We start from the raw sequence: 21765 nt of genomic DNA, 5'->3' as shown, positions 1-21765 counted from the left end.
AGACGCGCGGGGGAGCGGCTAGGACGCCTGGCTCACCGAACTCATGTTGAAGTCCGGCACCCGCAGCGGCGGCATGGCCGCCCGCGAGAAGTAGTCCCCCTGCTCGCGCGGCATGGTGCGCTCCGTGGCGCCCGCCTCGGTCACCCGGCCCAGCAGGTCCACCGGTGATTCGTTGAAGCGGTAGTTGTTCACCGCGCCCACGACCTCGCCGTCCTCCACGAGGTACACACCGTCGCGCGTCAGGCCGGTCAGCAGCAGCGTCTGCGGATCCACCTCGCGGATGTACCACAGGCACGTCAGCAGCAGACCGCGCTTGGTCGACGCGACCATATCCGCGAGCGACCGGTCCGCGCCCGGATTTTCCAGCACCAGGTTGTCGATCTCGGGCGCCACCGGCAGCCCGGCCAGCTTCGCCGTGTACCGGTTCGCGGGCAGCGCGGCCAGCACGCCGTCGTTCAGCCACGCCGTCGACCCCAGCCCCAGGCCGTTGTCGAAGACCGACGTGCCGTCGCCGGACGCCACCGTGGTGGAGAACGGCGCGCACTCCAGGCCCGGGTAGGCCGGGTCGCTGCGCAGCGACAGCGGCAGCGCCGCGAGCTTGTCGCCCACCCGCGTGCCGCCGCCCGCCCGGCTGAAGACGCTGCGGCCCTCGAACGCGTCGCGGGCACCCGACGACCAGTACAGGTAGATCATCAGGTCGGCGACCGCACTCGGCGGCAGGACGGTCTCGTACCGCCCGGCGGGCAGGTCGACGCGCCGCGCCGCCCACGCGATGCGCTGCTCCAGATCGGCTTCCGCGGCCGCCACGTCGACGTCCGCGAAGTCCCGCGTGGCCGCACCCGACCATGCGGACCGGGCCATGTCGGCGGACTTCGCGTTCAGCTCGAACGTGCCGGTCGGCTGGTCGTGCCGGGCCCGCAGGCCCGCGCTCGTGCCCACGTAGGTGGAGGTGACCTCGTGCTGGGCGAAGCCGTACAGCTTGCGGTCGCCGGCCGCGGCACGGGCGAACGCCTCTCCCAGCGCCGGGGCGAAGTCGCGGAACACCTCGATCGAGGTACGCGCCGGTGCCTCGTCGAACCCCGCCGCGAACGCGCTCCCGGACAGCAGCGGGTTCGCGTCCTCCGCGGGCCCCGCGTCGCGCGCCGCCTGCTCGGCGGCCCGCACCAGTTCCTCCAACTGCCCGGCGGTCACGCCGCTGCGGGACACGACACCCGACGCGACGCCCTCGGCACCGTCGACCGTGGCGACGACCGACACACTGCGGCCCTGCGACAGCCCGTTCGTGGTCAGCGCGTTGCCCGCCCAGCGCAGGTTCGCCGTCGACGTCTCCTCGGCGATCACCACGCAGCCGTCCGCGCGGGACAGTTCGAGCGCACGCTCCACCAGCTCGCCGGGCTTGGCCACCGTCGTCGATTCGCTCATCGCCCCGCCTCCTGCACCGTGTTGAGGATCCGCACCCCGCGGAACAGCGCCGACGGGCAGCCGTGGCTCACCGCCGCGACCTGGCCGGGCTGCGCCTTGCCGCAGTTGAACGCGCCGCCCAGGACGTACGTCGACGGCCCGCCGACGGCCTCCATCGACCCCCAGAAGTCGGTGGTCGTCGCCTGGTACGCGAAGTCCTTCACCTGGCCCGCCAAGCGCCCGTTCTCGATCCGGTAGGCGCGCTGCCCGGTGAACTGGAAGTTGTAGCGCTGCATGTCGATCGACCACGACTTGTCGCCGACCACGTACAGGCCGCGCTCGACCCCGCCGATCAGCTCGGCCGTCGACCGCTCCTCGGCGGCGGGCTGCAGCGACACGTTGGCCATCCGCTGCACCGGCACGTGCGCGGAGGAGTCGGCGAACGCGCAGCCGTTGGATCGCCCGAAGCCCTGCATGCGGGCCATGTTCCGGTCGAGCTGGTAGCCGGCCAGGACGCCGTCCTTGACCAGGTCCCACGACTGGGTGGCCACGCCCTCGTCGTCGTAGCCGATGGTGGCCAGGCCGTGCTCGGCGGTGCGGTCGCCGGTGACGTGCATGATCGGCGAGCCGTACTGCAGCGTGCCCAGCTTGTCGAAGGTCGCGAACGAGGTGCCCGCGTAGGCCGCCTCGTAGCCGAGCGCGCGGTCCAGCTCGGTCGCGTGCCCGATCGACTCGTGGATGGTCAGCCACAGGTTGCTCGGGTCGACCACCAGGTCGTACGACCCGGCTTCCACCGACGGCGCGGCGACCCGCTCGGCCAGCAGCGAAGGCAGCTCGGCGAGCTCGCTCTCCCAGTCCCAGCCGGTGCCGGTCAGGTACTCCCAGCCGCGGCCGGCCGGCGGCGCGAGCGTCCGCATCGACTCGTAGCCGCCCTCGCCGACCGCGATCACGGTGATGTCCGGATTGACCCGCACCCGCTGCTGCGTCGTCGTGGTGCCCGCGGTGTCCGTATAGAACTTGTTCTCCTGGACGGCCAGCAGCATCGCGTCGACGTGGTCCACGCCGTCCGCGGCCAGCAGGTCGCGGCTCCACTGCGCGAGCAGCCCGACCCGGTCCGCCTCCGGCACGTCGAACGGGTTCACGTCGTAAGCCGACACCCACGCGGCGTCCGGGTAGACCGGCTCCGGCGCCATCTCGACGCGGTCCCCGACCCCGGACGCCTCCGCGATCGACCGGGACACCCGCGCCACCGCGACCGCTTCCTCCGCGACCCGCACCGCCGCGTCCACCGTGAGGTCGACGCCCGCGGCGAACCCCCAGGCGCCGTCGTGCACGACGCGGACCGCGAAACCGACGTCGGTCCGGTCGATCGACGCCTCCGTGCGGCCGTCGCGCAGCCGCAGGAACGAGTCGCGGACCCGCTCGAAGCGGAAGTCCGCGTGGGACACCCCCAGTTCGCGGGCCCGCCCGAGGGCGGCGTCCGCCAGCAGGCGCAAGGGATACGCCTGGAAGGCCGGATCGATCGGGTGCGGCACGGCTCCACCCACCTGTCTGTCGTCGTGTCTGTCGCCGGCGTGCCGGGCACGCGCGGAACGCGCAGTCGGCAGTCAATCACGCGGATGGCCGCCCGACGGGGGAGTTTCCCGGCGGGTCGCCGCCGATCGCACGCGCATTCGATCGGCGGCGGTCGGAAGCTGCCCCCGAACGGCGCTGCGGTTGGCGAAATCCCACAGCTCCGCGGCACCCGACCTTGTCGCGGGGCGATTCCGCGTACCGCGCGGTAGACCGATACGGTCGTCGCAACCTCTCCCAAGCAGGTCCTGTCCATACATAAGGAGTGAGCCGTTGAGCCGGTCCGTACTGGTCACCGGAGGCAACCGGGGCATCGGCCTCGCCATCGCGCAGGCGTTCGCCGCCGAAGGCGACAAGGTCGCGGTCACCTCCCGCTCGGGAGAGGCACCCGAGGGGCTGTTCGGCGTCCGCTGCGACGTCACCGACCCCGAGCAGGTCGAGCAGGCGTTCAAAGAGGTCGAGGCGCACCAGGGTGCCGTCGAGGTGCTCGTCGCCAACGCCGGCATCACCAAGGACACGCTCCTGCTGCGCATGAGCGAGGACGACTTCACCAGCGTCGTCGACACGAACCTGACCGGCACGTTCCGGGTCGTCAAACGCGCCAGCAAGGGCATGCTGCGCGCCCGCAAGGGCCGCATCGTGCTGATCTCGTCGGTCGTCGGACTCCTCGGCTCGCCCGGGCAGGCCAACTACGCCGCGTCCAAGGCCGGGCTCGTCGGGTTCGCCCGGTCGCTCGCCCGCGAGCTGGGGTCGCGCAACATCACCACCAACGTCGTGGCGCCCGGCTTCGTGGACACCGCCATGACCGACGTGCTCGGCGAGGAACGCAAGGCGCAGATTCTGGCCGAGGTTCCGCTGGGCCGTTACGCGAGCACCGAGGAGGTCGCGGCCGTGGTCCGCTTCCTCGCCTCGGACGCCGCGTCGTACATCACCGGCGCCGTCATTCCCGTGGACGGCGGACTTGGAATGGGGCACTGACGCATGGGTGACCTTCTGGTCGGCAAGCGCATTCTCGTCACCGGCGTCCTGACCGACGCCTCGATCGCCTTCCACGTGGCGCGGCTCGCGCAGGAGGAAGGCGCCGAGGTCGTCCTCACCGGCTTCGGCCGGCTCTCGCTGGTCAACCGCATCGCGGGGCGGCTTCCCAAGCCCGCCCCGGTCATCGAACTCGACGTGACCAACACCGAGCACCTCGACGCGCTGGCCGAGAACGTGCGCCAGCACGTCGACGGCATCGACGGCGTCGTGCACTCGATCGCGTTCGGCCCGCAGGACGCGCTCGGCGGGAACTTCCTCAACACGAACTACGAGGACGTCTCCACCGCCGTGCAGGTGTCCGCCTACTCGCTCAAGGCGCTCACCATGGCGACCCTGCCGCTCAAGCCGAAGGACGGCTCGCTGTCCGTCGTCGGCCTGGACTTCGACGCGCAGGTCGCCTGGCCGGGCTACGACTGGATGGGCGTCGCCAAGGCCGCCCTCGAGTCCACCTCGCGCTACCTCGCCAAGTACCTCGGCGACCAGAACGTGCGCGTCAACCTGGTCTCGGCCGGCCCGGTCAAGACCATGGCCGCCCGCTCGATCCCCGGCTTCGACGCCTTCGAAGGCGTGTGGAACGAGAAGGCGCCGCTCGGCTGGGACCTCAACGACCCCGAGCCGGCCGCGCGCGGCGTCGTCGGGCTGCTCTCCGACTGGTTCCCCAAGACCACCGGCGAGATCGTGCACGTCGACGGCGGCCTGCACGCCATGGGCGCCTGATCCACCGCAGAACCCCGCACCATCCCCGGGGCCGGACCGCAGCGCGCGGTCCGGCCCCGACGCATTCCGGGTCCGGCTGCGTGCGAGACTCGATCCATGCCTGCTACACCTTCCACGCCCGGCGGCGAACCGCCCCAGGAGTCCTCCAAGGACCGGTACGCCCGCGCCGTCGCCGCCCGCAAGGCCCGCGAGGACCAGGCCCGCGCCGCCGACCGCGAAGCCGCGCGCGCCCGCGCCGCCGTCCAGGCCGCCGCCTACGCCGCCCGCGGCGAAGAAGAAGGCTTCACGCCGGTCCTCGCCCCGCCGGACCCCGACAAGCCGGCGAGCCGCGCCATGCTCGCGATCCTCGGCGCCATGCTCGTGGTGTTCGGGATCATCGCGGTCGTCGCGACCGTGCTCAGCTGAACCCGTGACAACCAACCGGTCGAGAAAGGGTGGGGGTAACCCCACCCCCGTACCGGGCGCCCGCACCCCCCGCAAGACGGCAGTCCGCCGGATGGGGCCGAAGTACCTCTCCCTCATAGCGTCGTAGCGACATCACGGGAACCCCCGACTCGGGGCGGTTCCACCGCGTACGCACACGCGACAAGGAGTGGGAACCCATGGCACGCAGGCGCAACCTCGCCGCCTCGATGGGCGGTTGGAGCGCACGGCACCGCAAGACGGCAGTTTTCGCCTGGCTGTTGTTCGTGGTCCTCTCCGTGGCCGTCAGCAGCATGGCCGGCTCGAAGCAGCTGTCCGACGGGGACATGACCCCCGGTGAAGCCGGCCGCGCGCAGAAGATCATCGAAGACGCCGGAGTCGAAGACCCCGCGAGCGAGATGCTGCTCGTGACCTCCGCGCAGGCGAACGCCGACGACCCGGCCTTCCGCTCCGCGGTCCAGGACATCGCGGCCAAGGTCGCCGCCACCGACGTCGTCGAGAACGTCCGCACGCCCTACGACGCCGGCGTGCAGGGCGCCAAGTCGTCCGACGGGCACTCCGTGCTCGTCCAGTTCGACTTCAAGGGCAAGAACGACGACGCGGTCGACCACCTCGACCCCGTCCTCGACGCGGTGAAGGCCGCCAAGGCCGCGCACCCCGACCTGACCGTCGAGCAGCTCGGCGACGCCAGCTCGGAGAAGTGGTTCGACGACACCATCGGCAACGACTTCAAGACCGCCGAGTGGACCGCCGTCCCGCTCGCCCTCGGCATCCTCCTGATCGCCTTCGGCGCCGTCGTCGCGGCCCTCCTGCCCGTCGCCCTCGCCCTCACCGCGTTCATCGCCGCCGGCGGCCTGCTCGCCCTCGCCACCCGCATCGTCCCGACCAGCGACACCACGATGTCCGTGATGCTGCTCATCGGCCTCGCGGTGGGCGTCGACTACTGCCTCTTCTACATCCGCCGCGAACGCGAAGAGCGCGCCAAGGGCCGCGACCCCGAGCGCGCCCTGGAGATCGCCGCCGCCACCTCCGGCCGCTCGGTCCTCATCTCCGGCGTCACCGTCATGGTCGCGATGGCGGGCATGATGTTCACCGGCCTCGGCCAGTTCCAGTCCATGGCCCTCGGCACCATCCTGGTCGTCCTGACCGCCATGATCGGCTCCGTCACCGTCCTGCCGGCCCTGCTGTCGATGCTCGGCGACAAGGTCGACGGGGGCAAGATCCCCGGCCTCGCCCGCATGCGCCGCCCCTCCGCCGACGGCGGCCGCTTCTGGGGCGCCATCCTGCGCACCGTGCTGCGCCGCCCGCTCGTGTGGACGGTCGCCGCGGGCGGTGTCCTGATCGCCCTCGCCATCCCGGCCGCCGACATGAAGCTGTCGATGCTGCCGCTGGACAAGGAACTGCCCAAGGACGTCTCGATCGTCCAGACCTACAAGCACGTCAACGAGAAGTTCCCCGGCGGCCCCGCCCCGGCCGAAGTCGTGGTCAAGGCCAAGGACATCAACGCCGCCGACGTGCAGGGCGCCCTCGACGCCTTCAAGAAGAAGGCCGTCGCCGACGGCGTCTCGACCGAGAAGATCGAGGTCCGCACCTACCCCGGCAAGACCGACGTCATGAGCATCTCGGTGCCGTTCGCCGACACCTCCAAGGAGGTCGAGTCGCTCAAGAAGCTCCGCGACTCCGTCATCCCCGAGACGTTCGGCAAGGTCAAGGGCCTCGACGCCCCCGTCACCGGCGAGACCGCGCGAACCGAGGACTTCAACCACCAGCTCGGCAAGACCACGCCCATCGCCTTCGGGTTCGTGCTCCTGTTCGCCTTCCTGCTGATGCTGACCTCCTTCCGGTCGCTGACGATCGCCCTCACCGCGATCGTGCTCAACCTGCTCTCGGTCGGCGCCGCCTACGGCGTGCTCACGCTGGTCTTCCAGCACGGCTACGGCGACTTCCTCGTCGGCACCGACGCACCGGGCGCGATCACTTCGTGGCTGCCGCTGTTCCTCTTCGTGGTGCTGTTCGGCCTCTCGATGGACTACCACGTGTTCGTCGTGTCCCGGATCCGCGAGGCCTACGACCGCGGCATGAACACCAATGACGCCGTCGCCTACGGCGTGCGCAGCACCGCGGGCGTCGTCACCAGCGCGGCGGTCATCATGGTTGCGGTGTTCGGGGTCTTCGGCACCCTGTCGATGCAGCAGATGAAGCAGATGGGCGTCGGCCTTGCGGTCGCCGTCCTCCTGGACGCCACGATCATCCGCGCCATCTTGCTCCCCGCGGTCATGGGCATGCTGGGCGAGCGCAACTGGTACCTGCCCAAGTGGCTCGGCTGGCTGCCGACGATGGACCACGGCGCCGGCTCCGACGACGACGCCCCGGAGCAGCCGCGGCGCGAGCCGGTCCTGGCCGGGCGCCACGCGGCACCGTACGAGCCGGAAGACGTCTCCACCAACCAGTGGATCCCGCGCCCGCCGGTCGGCTGACCGCCTTCTGAGCACCCGGTAGGGGCTGTCGAACACAACGCCAAGCGCACGTCACAACACCTCGGGTCCCGGCCGACGACGGCCGGGACCCGAGGTGCATCCGTGCCGAATTCTGAGAGGCTGACCCCATGGCATCGCAGCGACAGCGCACACTCGTCGTCATCAGGCACGCGAAGGCGGATTGGCCCGACGGACCCGACCATGACCGCCCCCTCGCCGACCGCGGCCGCGCCGACGCCCCCGAAATCGGCAATTGGCTGGTCGGCAACCGCATCCACCCCGACCGCGTCGTGTGCTCCACCGCGGCACGCACCCGGGAGACGTGGAAGCTCATGGGGAAGGTGTTCGACCCCCGCCCGCATACCTCGTACGACGACCGCCTCTACGAAGCGACCACGCAAGCCCTGCTGTACGTCGCCCAGGAGACCCCGGACGACGTCGACACCCTGGTGATGGTCGCCCACAACCCGGGCGTCGCGGCGCTGGTCGCGCTGCTCGCCGGCACGGCGGACGGCGACGCGCTGGAGCGGGCCCGGGAGAAGTACGCGACGTCGGGCACGGCGATCCTGCGCTTCGAAGGCCCCTGGTCGGAACTGAACGAGAAGAGCGCGCACTTGGCGGCGTTCGCGACGCCTCGGGCGTGACATCGGCCTGAGACAGGCGTACACAAGGCCGCCCGCGGAGTGCCGCGGGCGGCCTTGTACGTGGGTGGGGGTGTGGTGCTGGGGGGCAGGTCGCGGCACCCGGGCGCGGTGTAGGGCGGGCGCCGGACTCGGCGGACCCGCCGGCGGCGATTGCGGCGCGCGCGTGGTGGCACGGCCTCCGGGCCTGCGCCTTCCGAGGCACGGCACGAAGGAGGGCCGCCAGGCCCGGCCATCGTGAGGCGCGCATATCCACCAGACACGACCTGGGCGTGCACAAGGCCGTCCGCGGAGTGCGGCGGACGGCCTTGTGCACATGGGTGGGGGTGGGACGGGGGTGCCCGGGTTGCGGTGCCTGGCCGTGGTGCTTTGTCGGGGTGCCCGACGCGGGGCGCACGGTTTCCGGGCCGTGGCGCGGGGCTCGCGGCGCGTCCAGGCGACCGCCGCGGGCGGCGTCCGCGCCGCGGCCGGTCGGCCCGGCGGGCTGGGCCGACCGGCCGCGATGGGGTGACCCCGGGCGAACCGTCAGGCGCCCGCGCGGCCGCCCGCCGAGGCCACGCCCAGCCAGGTGTGCGGGTTTCCGACCCAGCACCAGCCCAGCTTGGGCGTGTTGTCGCTGCGCCACACGGCCGGCAAACGCCGGTCGCCGGAGCGCGAGGCGCCGAGGGAGAAGCACTTGTTCTTCGCGAGCGCGGCCGGCTGCTGCGTCACGAAGGCGATGCCTTCCTCGATGGTCAGGAGCGTGCGCCCCCGGTCGGCGATGGCGGCCATCGCGTCGTTGGGGATCGCCCCGCAGAACTCTTCGCCGCGGTCCACGTCCACGAGCAAGTAGACCTTCTCGCCGGGGATTTCCACGTCCTCGACGGTGACGAAGCGCTCCAGCGCCCCGGGTTCGTAGCTGTGGTCGACGAACCCGGGCTTCTTCTTGCCCTCCAGCGTGGTGAGCGGCATCGTCTCCTCGATCGGGACGAGCGCGCGGGTGACCACGAGCAGGAACGGCAGCCGGCCTTCCGCGGGCGCCGCGCCCCCGTGCGCCACCGCGGCCTTGCGGAGCGGGGCGACGAGGGCGGCGAACGCGTCGTCGGACAGACCCGCGAGCGCGGGGTAGCCGAGCGCGGTCAGGGTGCCGGCCTGACGGTCGAATTCGGCCGCAGCGTCGAAGGGCTGCGCCTCGGGCCGCGTCACCGGCCGCGTCTCCGGCTGCGTCTCAGGGCGGGTCTGGGGCTTGGTCCGAGTCTGCGTGCTGGTCATGCGTGGCCTCCCGGGGATGTCGTCGTGCGGTGGGGTGGGGGCGGGTGCGGTCCGACGGCGGGCGGTTGCCCGGTCAGCCGCGGCGGCCGCGTCCGAGGAATTGCGGACGGGGCGCGGTGTGCCGAACCGCTGCGGGCGGGATGGCGGCGGACCGGTACGCGAGCACCGGACGCGCCGCCTTGGTGGTGGCCTTGACTGCGGCGGCGGTGGTGACCGGCAGAGCCGCGGTGGCCGGAACGGTGAGGCCGGGTGTGATGCGCAGGTTCAGAACGTCTCCTCGACGTGATGGTCAGGGCTGCTGCCGCCGGGACGTGCCGCGGCGGCAATGACAAACTTAGGTTGGTCATAAAAATATGTCAAGCACAAACTTGGGTCCGGGTATGACATGATCGATGTATGACGACGACACAGGCGGTGACGGGCGGCCTCCGCGAGCTGAAGAAGCAGCAGACCCGCCAGGCGATCTCCGACCACGCCACGAGGCTGTTCATCGAGCGGGGCTTCGACAAGGTGACGATCGCCGACGTCGCCGCCGCGGCGCAGGTCGCCAAGATGACGGTCACGAACTACTTCCCGCGCAAGGAAGACCTCGCGCTCGACCACCAGGACGAGTTCGTCGCGAGCCTGGCGCGGACGGTCGCCGCGCGGCCGGCGGGGGAGTCGGCGTTCGGCGCGCTGCGCGCCGCCTACCGGGGCGCGATCGCGCGGCAGGATCCGGTGCTCGGGTTCTCCGGGCCGACGTTCGCCCGGATGATCGCCGACAGTCCCGCGCTCACCGCGCGGCTGCGCGACTTCCACGACCTGCGCGAGCAGGCGCTGGCGGGGGAACTGGCCAGGGAGACCGGCGACGTGGTGCGCGCCCGGGTGGCCGCGGCGCTGCTGGCCGCGGTGCACCGGACGCTGTTCGAGGAGACGCTGCGGCGCACACTCGACGGCCGGACGAACCCGGAGATCGCCGCGGCGCTCGCGGTATCGACGGAGGAAGCGTTCGCGGTGCTGGAGCCCGCGCTGGGGGACTACGCGGTGCGCGAGGTGTGAGGCGCAATTGCCGGTGTGATGAACGGCGGGGGGAGGCCCCCTTATGGGACCGGTTTAGCGCATACGCAGGGTTGTTGCGGTGTCGACTGGTGTGGGCTGTGGGCGAGTCGGCGGCCTACGGGAGGCTCTTGCCCCATGCGAGCCCGTGCCGACGTCAGCCCTGCTTCGCGGCCTTCGGGTCCGCCGCGTCCGCCGCTTCGACTTCCTCGCGGGTCAGGCCCAGCAGGAACAGCACGGTGTCGAGGAACGGCACGTTCACCGCGGTGTCCGCGGCCTCGCGTACCACCGGCTTCGCGTTGAACGCGACGCCCAGGCCCGCGGTGTTGAGCATGTCGAGGTCGTTCGCCCCGTCGCCGATCGCGACCGTCGCGGACAGCGGGACGCCCGCCTCCGCCGCGAAGCGCTCCAGCATGCGCGCCTTGCCCGGCCGGTCGACGATCTCGCCGACGACCTTGCCGGTCAGCTTGCCGTCCACCACCTCGAGGGTGTTCGCGGCCGAGTAGTCCAGCCCGAGGCGCTCCACCAGCACGTCGGTCACCTGCGTGAACCCGCCGGACACGATCCCGACCTGGTAGCCCAGGCGCTTCAGCGTGCGCACGAGCGTCCGCGCCCCCGGCGTCAGCTCGACCTTCTCCCGGACCGCGTCGATGGCCGCCGCGTCCAGCCCGGCCAGCAGCGCCACCCGCGCCCGCAGCGACTCCGCGAAGTCCAGCTCACCGCGCATCGCCGCGGCCGTCACGTCCGCGACCTCGTCCAGACAGCCCGCATGCTCCGCGAGCAGCTCGATGACCTCGCCCTGGATCAGCGTCGAGTCGACGTCCATCACCACGAGACGCTTCGACCGGCGCAGCAGCCCGGCCGGCTGGACCGCGATGTCGACGCGCTGCGCCGCCGCCTCGCCCGCCAGCTCGCCGCGCAGCTTGTCGGTCTCCACGCCGGACACCTGCAGCTCGATCGCCGTCACCGGGTACTTCGCGAGCCGGAAGATCCGGTCGATGTTGGCGCCGGTCGCCGCGATGCGGCCCGCTATGGCCGAGATCGCCGACGCCGCCAGCGGATGCCCCAGCACCGTCACGTGCGAGCGGCCTTCGCCGCGCGGCCGGTTGTCGCCGCTGCCGCTGATGATCTCTATGTCGAGCCGCTCGCCGTCGGCCCACCGGTGCAGCCGCGCCCGCAGACCGCCGTCCTCGCGCGGCGCCGGGACCAGCACGCACAGCGTGAGGCGCCCGCGGGTCACGGTCTGCTCGATGTCTATGACGTCGAGTCCGTACTCCCCGAGCACGTCGAACAACGACGACGTGATGCCGGGGTGGTCCTTGCCGAAGATCTTGACCAGGAGGGTGCGGGGCGCGGCGTCCATGATTGATCACGGTACCTGCCTGCCCGGGCGGGTCGCCGCGCGGTCCCGAGGTGTGGACAACGGCGTGGACAGCGCCGTGCCGTCGTCCCTCAGCGGCGCGGGCCGCCCGGGTCGTACGGGCCGCCGGGCCCCCGCGCTGGTCCTTTCGGGGGAGTGCCGCGGTTGGGCGGCCCCGGATACGGTCCCGCGGGCGGTGGTCCGCCGCCGGGTCCGTAGGGGCTGTACGGGCCGTACGGCGACCCCGGCCCGGCCGTTCCGCCCCCGGGCGGCGGCCCCGAACCGTACGGCGACCCGGGCCCGGCGCCCGGCGGACGGCCTCCGCCCGGCCCCGACGGGTACGACCCGCCGCCCGCCGGATATCCCGCGGGCGCCCCCGCCGCCGTCGGCCCCTGCCGCACGATGTGCCGCACCGGCCCCGCCATCGCCTTGCGGTCCCCCCGCACCGCGCGGATCCACGCCGCCAGCGCCCCGCCGAGGAAGCCCGCGCAGGCGCCCCACAGCGCGCCCAGCCCCGCCGTCATCAGGTAGTCGGCGTGCAGGCTCACCTCGCCGCCCGGCGCGGCCGCGCCGCCGAGGATCTCGACGGCGACCTTGAGGCGGATCTGCGCGATGAGCGCGGCGACCACGGCGGTCACCGCGAACGTCACCGCGAACCGCCACGCGTGCTGGTGGAGCTTCACCGTCGCGGGCGCCCGCAGCGCCATGACCGTGCCGCCGAACAGCAGCAGGAGACCGGACACCACCGGCACCCACCACGCGCGGCTGTCGAGTTCCGCGAGCCTGCTCACCGTGATCGGCATGCCCTGGCTGCCCGACTCGTTCAGCAGCTTCCCGAGCGGACCCGGCAAGCCGAAGCTGAAGTCGCCGCCGCCGCTGGACTTCCACTCCACGCCCATGCCGAGCGTCACCAGCAGCCACATCACGTTGGGCAGCGCCAGCAGCATGCCGCCGATCATGCGCTTCGGTCCCGGGGCGGCCGCCGCCACGAACGGCGTGCCCAGCAGGCCGAGCACCACGGCGCCGAAGAACACGGCCATGACGCCCGCGACCGGCGGCCGCAGGACCGCTCGGTAGCGCAGCCACACCCGCGGCAGCGGGCCCCGCTCGCTCACCCCGAGCGCCACCACCATCGCGAGGAGCATCCACACGAGGCCGAAGCCGAGCGTCGAAGGCACGTCCGTGGTGAACTCGGCCGCCGCGCCCAGATTGAAGATGCCCATCAGCTCGGACGCGTCCACGTTCGGCACCAGGTCGCCGATCGGCAGCGTGTGGCTGCCCAGCGACGCGCAGACGCCCAGGGCCGCCGCGGTGAACACCGCGATCCGCGCCATGTGCGCGAGGAGTTCGTCGAATCCGATGACCAGCCGGTAGCGCAGCGGGCGCAGGAACAGCCAGCCGAGGACCACCGCGCCGACGAGGCCGACGCCGTACAGCAGCACGTCCACGTGGCCGGTGCCCTGCGCGAGCGCCAGGTCGTCCGGCAGCAGGCCGCCGAGGATCCCGCCGCCGCCGTCGGCGTTCTCCGCGCCCTTCAAGTCGACGCGTCCGCCGACGCCGAGCGAGATCGTCGCGGCGACCAGCGACGGCATCGTGCCGCCGCCCAAGTCGCCCGCGCCCAGCAGCCACAGCGCCAGCCATGCGGTGAACGCCATCGCGGTGAACGAGGCGACCACTGCGACCAGCGCGTGCAGCCACGCCTCCGCCCCGCCGAACAACCGGGCCGCGGAGGACGGCGGAGGACCCGACGAGCCCGGTCCGAGGCGCCCCGGAGGCGGTCCCGGAGGCGGCGGCTGCCCGCCGCCGGGCGGCTGATGCGGAGGCGGGCCGGGCGGCCGATTCCCGGGCCGCTGCGGAGGATTGGTCCAGGACACGCCCGCTCCCTGCGCACGAATTGACGAGGGAACAGCAGCAGCACCCCGCCCCCATCGGACAGGAACGACTATCGGACCCGTGTGCAAGGGACGTCAACGGAATCGCCGAGACGGGTGACGGGCTGTTACGCACCCGGCTCACCAGCGCAAGAACCGCGGTGCGCGGGAATCTCCGTACGCGTCCGAACGGTTGCCCGGATCGGGCGGCAAGTTCCGGTCGCCACCATTCCTCCGCGCTTTTCCCGCCGCCTCGGACCGCGGACGGACAGCAAATGTCCGGCATTTGTCCGTCCCGTCACTTACGGCGACCGGTTGGAGGCTCCCGCCGAGTACACCGATCCGGGTGGAAGCCTCGGCGAAGAGGTGCCGAGCAGCCCCCGAGGTCCCTAAACTCGCTGGACATGGGGGGCAGGTATGCATCCGAAGACCCGGCCGTGCCGCGACTGAACGCGAGCACCGATGCCGGGCAGCCCGTCGTGCTCGAACCCGGGCGCGACTACATCGTGGGCCGTGACCCGCAGTCGTGCGACGTCGTGGTCGACGACCGGCGCGTGTCGCGCCGGCACGCCGTCCTGCGCGTCGCCGCCGACGGCTGGGAACTCGTCGACACCGGCAGCGTCAACGGCACCTATGTGCGTGCCCAGCGCGTCAACCGGGTCGTGGTGGCCGGCGGTGTCGAAGTCCTCCTCGGCGACCCCGACGACGGCGGCCGGCTCCGGCTGAGCCCGGTCGTCGAAGCGACCGAACTCGTGCCCTCGCGCCGCGAATCGCCGAGCCCGCGGCCGCAGCCCGAGGAGCCCGCGACGCCGCGGGACCCGCAGCCCCCGCACGGCCGCGACGGCGCGCAGGCGCCCGTCACACCCCGTATCCCCGACGCCCCGAGCGGCATGCCGCCCGCCGGCGGCCCGAGCACCCCGGTCGGCGGCGGAAGCACCCCGCCCGCCGGACCCGCGCCGTGGGAGAACATGGCGCCCGGGCCGTTCGCCGACCAGCGCCCCAGCGTCGACCGGCGGCCCAGCGTCGTCATGCGGATCCCCGTCAAGACGCTGCGCATCGGCCGCGCGCTCGACAACGACCTGGTGCTCACCGACCTCATGGTCTCCCGGCACCACGCCGAACTCCGCACCACGCCCGGCGGCCGCCACGAGATCGCCGACCTCGGCAGCCACAACGGCACGTTCGTCAACGGTGTGCCCGTCGAACAGCAGATCCTCGGCCCGAACGACATCGTCGGCATCGGCCACGCCACCTTCCGCCTCGACGGCAACGAACTCCGCGAGTTCATCGACACCGGCGAGGTCTCCCTCCAGATCCAGGGCCTGGAAGTCAAAGCCGGCGACAAGACCCTGCTCCACAAGGTGTCGTTGCCGGTCGGCGAACGCACCCTCCTCGCGGTCGTCGGCACGTCCGGCGCGGGCAAGTCGACGCTGCTCAAGGCCCTCACCGGCTCGATCCCGGTGAGCAGCGGCAACGTCCTGTACGACGGCCGCGACATGTTCCAGCAGTTCGCCGAACTCCGGCAGCGCATCGGCCTCGTGCCGCAGGACGACATCCTGCACAAGCAACTGACGGTGCGTCAGGCCCTGCGCTACGCCGCCCGGCTGCGCTTCCCCGAGGACACCGAACGGGTCGAGCGCGACCGCCGCGTCGACGAGGTCATCGCCGACCTCGGCCTCACCGAACGCGCCGAACTCCCGATCCACAAGCTCTCCGGCGGCCAGCGCAAACGCGTCAGCGTGGCCGTCGAGCTGCTCACCAAGCCGTCGCTGCTGTACTTGGACGAGCCCACGTCCGGCCTGGACGTCGGCTCGGCCGGCGACCTCATGGACAACCTGCGCAATCTGGCCGACGACGGCCGCACCGTCATCACGGTTCTGCACGATCTGGACAGTGCCGAAGTCTGCGACCGGCTCCTCGTCCTGGTCACCGGCGGCTACGTCGCCTACTACGGCCCGCCCGGCGAAGCCCTCGCCTACTTCGGCAAGGAAAACTGGCGCGCGGCCTTCCAGATGCTCAACAACGAGCGCGGCGAGATCCTCGCCGAACGCTTCCGCGCCTCCGAACCGCACGCGCGCTACGTCGAATCCGGGCTCAACCCGGCCGGCGGCACCGCGCCGCAGCCGCAAGCCGACCGCCCGCAGGTCAAACCGCCCAAGCCGCAAAGCTGGGGCTCGCAACTCTTCACGCTGTCGCGCCGCTACCTGTCGGTCATCGCCTCCGACCGCAAGTACCTCGCGCTGCTGATGGCCGCCCCGATCTTCCTCGGCGCGCTCTGCCGGTTCATCCCCGGCGAGCTGGTCACCGACGAACCGGGCAGCAACCCCGACGTCCTCACCAAGCTCCTCGTCCTCTTCGTCATCAGCGGACTCATGGGCTCGGCGACCGCCGTCAACGAACTCATCAAAGAACGCGCCATCTATCTGCGGGAGAGAAGCGCCGGCCTGTCGGTATCGGCGTATCTGTGCTCCAAGCTGCTGGTACTCGGAGCGATCGCCGCCCTGCAAGGCGCCGCCCTCACCGCGGTCGCCCTCGCGGGCAAGAAACTCCCCGACAAGGGCGTCGTCATGCCGCCCATGGTGGAGATCGGCATCGCCGTCATCCTGTCCGCGGTCGCCGCCATGGCACTCGGCCTGGTCATCTCGGCACTCGTATCGACCCCCGAACTCACCATGCCGCTGCTCGTCGTCGTGGCGATCATCCAGGTCGTGCTGTGCGGCGCGCTCTTCCCGCTCAACGGCGCCCCCGTCATCGAGCAGGTCTCCTGGCTCGCCCCGGCCCGCTGGGCCTTCTCCGCGGCCGCGGGCACCGTCGACGCGATCTTCCAGGCGCCGATGAAGAACGGCTCCAAGGGCCCCGATCCGCGCTGGAAGCACGAAGCGTCGGTCTGGTACACGAACATCGCGATACTCGGCGTCCAGATCGTCGTCTACGCCGGCCTCGCCATGGCCATGCTGCGCCGCCTCGACCCGAAGGTCGGCCGCAAGAGCAAGTAGCCGCCCGGCACACAACACACGACACACACACGGCACACGACACACGGCACACGACACACGGCACACGGCAAGAACGAGGGCGGGCGGCGCATCCTCTGCGCCGCCCGCCCTCGTCGCCGTCCGATCCGCTCAGCCCTGCTGCAGCGGCAAGCCCCGGGCCGTCCACCGCTCGTCCTTGTACTTGACCAGCAGCGGCAGCCCGAAGCACAGCGACAGGTTGCGCGAGGTCAGCGTGTCCTCGATCGGCCCGGCCGCGAGAACCTGGCCCTGCCGCAGCATCAGCACGTGGGTGAACCCGACCGGGATCTCCTCGACGTGGTGGCTGACCATCACCATCGCCGGGGCGAGCGGGTCGGACGCCAGGCGCCCGAGACGGCGCACCAGGTCCTCCCGGCCGCCGAGGTCGAGGCCCGCGGCGGGCTCGTCGAGCAGCAGGAGCTCCGGGTCGGTCATGAGCGAGCGGGCGATCTGCACGCGCTTGCGCTCGCCTTCGGACAGCGTGCCGAAGCGGCGCTCCGCGTAGGACGCCATGCCGAGCTGGTCGAGGAGGAACAGCGCGCGGTCCTCGTCGGACTCGTCGTACTGCTCGCGCCACGTCGCGGTCATGCCGTACGCGGCGGTCAGCACGATGTCGACGACCTTCTCGCGGCGCGGCAGCCGGTCGGCGAGTGCCGCCGACGCCATGCCGACCCGGGGCCGCAGCTCGAACACGTCGACGCCGCCGAGCTTCTCGCCCAGCACCGCGGCGGTGCCCGAGGTCGGGAACAGGTACGTGGAGGCGATCTGCAGCAGGGTGGTCTTGCCCGCTCCGTTGGGACCGACGACCACCCAGCGTTCGCCTTCGGCGACCGCCCAGGTCACCTGCTCGACCAGGTGGCGGCCACCGCGGACCACCGAAACGTCCACCAGCTCCAGTACGTCACTCATGCCCGTGCCAGCTCCCCATCGCGTTGCCCATGCGGTGCGCGGTCGACTCACCCACTCGTGGAGAAAACCTACGGCACCTGGACCCCTTAGTCTCAACCGCATGCTTGATGTCCCGCGCTCCGGCGCACTCGTCGCCTGGGGTAACGCTCTGCTCTCCGGACGTGTCGGCCCCGACGAAGCGGTGGCCCGGATCACCCACGGAGACGAGCCCCACCGGGTGGCGGGCTTGCCCGGAGAGTCCGGCGAGGTCGGGCTGAGCCTGGCGCTGGGGCGGCTGCGCGCCCTCGGGGTGACCGGTCTGCGGCTGTCCCTTCCGGTCCCCGGCGACCCGCTGGGCCTGCCGGGCCCGCCCGCGTTCAACGACGCCGCCCTGGACGCCGGGGAAGCGGCGGTGACCGTGGGGCCGCACGGCCACCAGTGGGGGCTGGTGCCCGAGGGGCTCGTGTACGGGCCGGAGGGCGACCAGGCGACCCGCGTGGTGTGGCGGGTGTACGAGGCCGCCGACCGGCCGCCCGCGGGCCCGTTCCTGGCCGAGGCCGACCGCGAGCTGGCCGGGGCGCTGCGCGACGCGACGCAGGCGCTGATGCGCCTCGACGTCGCGGGCACCGGCGCCTGGGCGAACACGGTGGCGGCGGTGCTGCGCGGCGGCCGGGACGACGAGGAATCGCCGCTGGCCCCCGGCTATCCGGCGCGCGCGGTGCGGGTGGTCGAACAGGCCCGCCGGGTCGCGTCGATACTCGCGCTCGCGTCCGGCGACCACGGCGCGGCCGTCAACGCCTTCGAAATGGCGGCGCGGGCGGACTCGTTCGCCCCGCTCGAACGCGCGTGCCGCCGCGCGCTGGTGGCGGCCTTCGGCGCCGCCCTGGAGCCGTCCGCGGCGGACTGACGCACCGTCGGATCCGTCGGTTTCCGGTCGAACAGCCCGGAGCTTGGCCGGTTTTCGCCCCTGCTCCGGCCGCCCCCGGCCGCCTACCATGGCGGTGTGGACGCATGGATGTGGTGGCTCATCGTGCTGGGCGGTCTCGGCATCGTCGGTGTCGTGTCCTCCATCGTCGAATTCGGCATGTTCATGGTCGGGGCGCTCGCCGCGTCGATCGCGGCCGGCGTGGGCGCCGGCCTCGTCGTGCAGTGCATCGTGTTCGCGGTGGTCTCCGCGTCCTTCCTGATCTTCGTGCGGCCCATCGCCCTGCGGCAGTTGAACCGTGGGCCGGTCATGCGCGACGGCGTGCAGGCGCTCAAGGGCCGTAGCGCCGTCGTGCTGGAACGCGTCGACGAGCACGGGGGCCGGATCAAACTCGCCGGCGAGGTGTGGACGGCCCGATCCATGGACACGACACGGGTGTTCGAGCCGGGCGAGAAAGTCGATGTCGCGGACATCGACGGCGCGACGGCGGTGGTCATCTGAACCGGCCCGCGGCGGAGGGCTGTTCTCGTGTTGGCGCACACCCGGGTCCCCGCACCCCGTAAAGTCGACTCGGCAACCAACGGATTCGGGGAGGGGCGCCGTGACCGTCGTCATCGTCGTGATCGTGCTCGTGCTGCTCGTGATCGTCGCCCTCGTCCGGACGGTGAAGGTCATCCCGCAGGCGAGCGCGGCGATCGTCGAACGCTTCGGCCGGTACACGAGAACGCTGCACGCGGGCCTGAACATCCTCGTGCCGTTCATCGACCGCGTGCGGCAGATGATCGACCTGCGCGAGCAGGTCGTGCCGTTCCCGCCGCAGCCGGTGATCACCGAGGACAACCTGGTCGTCCAGATCGACACGGTCATCTACTTCCAGGTCACCGACCCGCGCGCGGCCACGTACGAAATCGCCAACTACATCCAGGCGATCGAGCAGCTCACCATCACCACGCTGCGCAACATCATCGGCGGCATGGACCTGGAGCAGACCCTCACGTCGCGTGAAGAGGTCAACGACGGCCTGCGCAACGTGCTGGACGAGGCCACCGGGCGCTGGGGCATCCGCGTCAACCGCGTCGAGCTGAAGGCGATCGAACCGCCGCCCTCCATCCAGGAGTCGATGGAGAAGCAGATGCGCGCCGAGCGGGACCGCCGCGCCGCCATCCTCACCGCGGAGGGCACGCAGCGGTCGCAGGTCCTCATCGCGGAAGGCGAGAAGGAAGCCGCCGTGCTGCGTGCCGAAGGCGAGCGCACCGCGGCCGCGCTGCGTGCCGAAGGTGAGGCCAAGGCGATCGAGACGGTGTTCCGGGCGATCCACGACGGCGACGCGGACCAGAAGCTGATTGCATATCAGTACCTGCAGATGCTGCCGGAGTTGGCCAAGGGCGACGCGAACAAGCTGTGGATCGTGCCGAGCGAGATCGGCCGTGCCCTCGAAGGCATCGGCGGGGTCTTCGGCAACCTCACCGGCGCGCCGCCGGTCGGCGGTGCCGGTGCCGGCGTGCCGCCGCAGCTGCTGCCCCCGGGTGCCGGCCAGGCCGGTCCGGCGCCGCAGGTCGCGCCGCAGGCGGGGCCGCCGCCGGAGCCCGCGGCGTTCCCGGGCGGGGCCAAGGACCCGGCGGAGGTGCCGTCCGACATCTCGGCGACCGTGCCCCAGGCCGCCCCGGGCATTCCCGCGCAGTCCGCGCCGCAGGGCACCGTCCCGGCGCACGCCGATCCGCAGGACGACCCCGACGTGTCCGGCCTGCCGGGACCCGAGGTCGGCCGCCGTCCGGCTCCGCCGCCCGGCGCGGTCCGGCGGCCCGACGTCGAGCGCCCGGCCACGGCCGGCCGCCGGCAGCCGCGGGACAACGGCCCCCTCGGCTGAGCCCGGGGGAGTCCGCACGGATTCCGGGACCCGGGGGCACCGCGTCGAGCACGCGGTGCCCCCGGGTCCTCGCGTTCCGTCCCGGGCGTGCGGGGAGCGGCCGGGCGTTCACATCCAGCCGTTAGGGTTCCCCCGCGGGGGCACGCTTGTACGGATCTCGCATCCGACGGGACGGCGAAGGAACAACCAACATGACCTGGCTGGAACAGCTCGCGGTCTTCGGCGCGGGCATCGCGGCCGGCGGCATCAACACGGTCGTCGGATCGGGAACGCTGATCACGTTCCCCGTCCTGCTGGCGATCGGATACCCGCCGGTGACCGCGAACGTATCGAACACGATCGGACTCGTGCCCGGATCCCTCAGCGGAGCGATCGGATACCGGCGGGAACTGTCCGGCCAGCGTGAACGGCTGATCAAACTCGGCACCGCGTCCGTCCTGGGCGGCATCACCGGCGCGATACTCCTGCTGGTCCTCCCGGCCGACGCCTTCAAGGCCATCGTCCCGGTCCTCATCATCGCCGCGCTCGTCCTGGTCGTCGCACAGCCCGCGCTCGCCCGGCGCATCAAGGAACGCCGCGGCACCGACCAGGTGCCCGCGCACGGCGGGCCGATCCTGTTCGCCGCGATCTTCGGCACCGGCGTGTACGGCGGCTACTTCGGCGCCGCGCAAGGCGTGCTGCTGCTGGGGCTGATGGGGGTGTTCCTCAACGAGGACATGCAGCGCATCAACGCGGTCAAGAACGTGCTCGCGATGCTGGTGAACGGTGTCTCCGCGATCCTGTTCATGATCCTCGCCGACGTGGCGTGGGAGGTCGTCGCCCTCATCGCCGTCGGCTCGATCATCGGCGGCCAACTCGGCGCCAAGGTCGGCCGCCGCCTCCCACCGAACGTACTCCGAGGGGTGATCGTGGTGGTGGGGACGATCGCAGTGGTGCGGTTGCTGATGAGCTGAGCGCGCGGGCGCGATCGTGGTGGTGCGGCTCCGATGAGCTGAACGTGTGGGCGCCGACTGTGTGGTGTGCCGTGCGGCTTCGGCCGCGGCGCGCGTGCGGCGGCGAAGCGAGTGCGGAGGTCGCGCCGCGCCTGCCCCGCTGCGGCCGGCCGCTGTTGCCGGCCCGCCCTCGCGCTGTCGGCCCTCGGCTGCGGGCCGCTCGGCCGCCGGCGGCGCGAGCGCAGGGACGGAGCAGGTGTGGGGGCGTGCGGGAGTGCCATGCGGGTCGCGTCGCGGGTGCCTTGCGGCGGCTCCCACGCTCGCTGTCTCCACCCGTCGCGCCCACCATCCGT

Annotated in this window: 16 protein-coding genes and 1 pseudogene; 11 read left to right on the top strand and 6 right to left on the bottom strand. The window is 72.0% G+C overall.

Annotation, left to right across the window (positions count from 1 at the left end):
- Nucleotides 1-18: 18 nt before the first annotated feature.
- Both ABEA93_RS06490 and ABEA93_RS06485 read right to left on the bottom strand, forming a co-directional pair.
- Nucleotides 19-1422: a metallopeptidase TldD-related protein gene (locus ABEA93_RS06490; protein ID WP_345674331.1), complete on the bottom strand. Its 1404-nt coding sequence runs from the start codon at nucleotides 1420-1422 to the stop codon at nucleotides 19-21.
- Entirely contained in the window at nucleotides 1419-2936 is a 1518-nt protein-coding gene (locus tag ABEA93_RS06485; protein ID WP_345674330.1) for a TldD/PmbA family protein, read from the bottom strand. Before ABEA93_RS06485 ends, ABEA93_RS06490 begins: the two co-directional genes overlap by 4 nt.
- Nucleotides 2937-3246: 310 nt before the next feature.
- On the opposite strand from ABEA93_RS06485, the gene fabG reads away from it, so the two are divergent.
- The 5 genes from fabG (at nucleotide 3247) to ABEA93_RS06460 (ending at nucleotide 8272) form a co-directional block, all read left to right on the top strand.
- Complete coding sequence (fabG, locus tag ABEA93_RS06480; RefSeq protein WP_345674329.1) at nucleotides 3247-3951, top strand: 3-oxoacyl-[acyl-carrier-protein] reductase; 705 nt, start codon at nucleotides 3247-3249, stop codon at nucleotides 3949-3951.
- Between the two features lie 3 nt (nucleotides 3952-3954).
- Complete coding sequence (fabI, locus tag ABEA93_RS06475) at nucleotides 3955-4728, top strand: enoyl-ACP reductase FabI (RefSeq protein ID WP_345674327.1); 774 nt, start codon at nucleotides 3955-3957, stop codon at nucleotides 4726-4728.
- 96 nt (nucleotides 4729-4824) lie between these two features.
- Nucleotides 4825-5133, top strand: a complete 309-nt coding sequence (locus tag ABEA93_RS06470) for a hypothetical protein (protein WP_345674326.1) — start codon at nucleotides 4825-4827, stop codon at nucleotides 5131-5133.
- A gap of 197 nt (nucleotides 5134-5330) precedes the next feature.
- The gene (locus ABEA93_RS06465; protein ID WP_345674325.1) at nucleotides 5331-7628 is read left to right on the top strand and encodes an MMPL family transporter; all 2298 of its coding nucleotides are present in this window, start codon (nucleotides 5331-5333) and stop codon (nucleotides 7626-7628) included.
- A 128-nt stretch (nucleotides 7629-7756) separates the two neighbouring features.
- Nucleotides 7757-8272: a SixA phosphatase family protein gene (locus ABEA93_RS06460; protein WP_345674324.1), complete on the top strand. Its 516-nt coding sequence runs from the start codon at nucleotides 7757-7759 to the stop codon at nucleotides 8270-8272.
- Between the two features lie 522 nt (nucleotides 8273-8794).
- On the opposite strand, the gene ABEA93_RS06455 is transcribed toward ABEA93_RS06460, so the two are convergent.
- Nucleotides 8795-9520 (bottom strand): DUF5701 family protein, encoded by a 726-nt coding sequence (locus tag ABEA93_RS06455; RefSeq protein WP_345674323.1) that lies wholly within the window; start codon nucleotides 9518-9520, stop codon nucleotides 8795-8797.
- Nucleotides 9521-9916: 396 nt separating this feature from the next.
- On the opposite strand from ABEA93_RS06455, the gene ABEA93_RS06450 reads away from it, so the two are divergent.
- Entirely contained in the window at nucleotides 9917-10558 is a 642-nt protein-coding gene (locus ABEA93_RS06450; protein WP_345674322.1) for a TetR/AcrR family transcriptional regulator, read from the top strand.
- Nucleotides 10559-10712: 154 nt separating this feature from the next.
- Here the strand turns inward: ABEA93_RS06450 and serB are convergent, their stop codons facing one another.
- Both serB and ABEA93_RS06440 read right to left on the bottom strand, forming a co-directional pair.
- Complete coding sequence (gene serB / locus ABEA93_RS06445; RefSeq protein WP_345674321.1) at nucleotides 10713-11918, bottom strand: phosphoserine phosphatase SerB; 1206 nt, start codon at nucleotides 11916-11918, stop codon at nucleotides 10713-10715.
- Between the two features lie 89 nt (nucleotides 11919-12007).
- A complete protein-coding gene (locus ABEA93_RS06440) occupies nucleotides 12008-13789 on the bottom strand; it encodes a streptophobe family protein (RefSeq protein ID WP_345674320.1) in 1782 nt (593 codons plus the stop codon).
- A 401-nt stretch (nucleotides 13790-14190) separates the two neighbouring features.
- Between ABEA93_RS06440 and ABEA93_RS06435 the strand changes: the two genes are divergently transcribed.
- Entirely contained in the window at nucleotides 14191-16782 is a 2592-nt protein-coding gene (locus tag ABEA93_RS06435; protein WP_345674319.1) for an FHA domain-containing protein, read from the top strand.
- A 129-nt stretch (nucleotides 16783-16911) separates the two neighbouring features.
- On the opposite strand, the gene ABEA93_RS06430 is transcribed toward ABEA93_RS06435, so the two are convergent.
- Nucleotides 16912-17709, bottom strand: a complete 798-nt coding sequence (locus ABEA93_RS06430; RefSeq protein ID WP_345674318.1) for an ABC transporter ATP-binding protein — start codon at nucleotides 17707-17709, stop codon at nucleotides 16912-16914.
- 100 nt (nucleotides 17710-17809) lie between these two features.
- Here ABEA93_RS06430 and ABEA93_RS06425 point away from each other — a divergent pair, with 100 nt between their 5' ends.
- The 4 genes and pseudogenes from ABEA93_RS06425 to ABEA93_RS06410 all read left to right on the top strand — a co-directional run bounded on the left by ABEA93_RS06425 (nucleotide 17810) and on the right by ABEA93_RS06410 (nucleotide 21433).
- Nucleotides 17810-18595 carry a hypothetical protein gene (locus ABEA93_RS06425; protein WP_345674317.1) on the top strand — a complete coding sequence of 262 codons (786 nt, stop codon included), beginning with the start codon at nucleotides 17810-17812 and terminating at the stop codon, nucleotides 18593-18595.
- 108 nt (nucleotides 18596-18703) lie between these two features.
- A complete protein-coding gene (locus ABEA93_RS06420) occupies nucleotides 18704-19114 on the top strand; it encodes an NfeD family protein (RefSeq protein WP_345674610.1) in 411 nt (136 codons plus the stop codon).
- A 100-nt stretch (nucleotides 19115-19214) separates the two neighbouring features.
- Nucleotides 19215-20192 (top strand): annotated as a pseudogene (locus ABEA93_RS06415) (SPFH domain-containing protein); the annotation flags it as partial.
- Nucleotides 20193-20671: 479 nt separating this feature from the next.
- A complete protein-coding gene (locus ABEA93_RS06410) occupies nucleotides 20672-21433 on the top strand; it encodes a sulfite exporter TauE/SafE family protein (protein WP_345674316.1) in 762 nt (253 codons plus the stop codon).
- Nucleotides 21434-21765 lie beyond the last annotated feature (332 nt).

Source organism: Yinghuangia aomiensis (assembly GCF_039542225.1).
Classification (GTDB): Bacteria; Actinomycetota; Actinomycetes; order Streptomycetales; family Streptomycetaceae; genus Yinghuangia; species Yinghuangia aomiensis.
The sequence above is the reverse complement of the archived record's forward strand: the minus strand, read 5'-3'. Positions and strand labels throughout refer to the sequence as shown.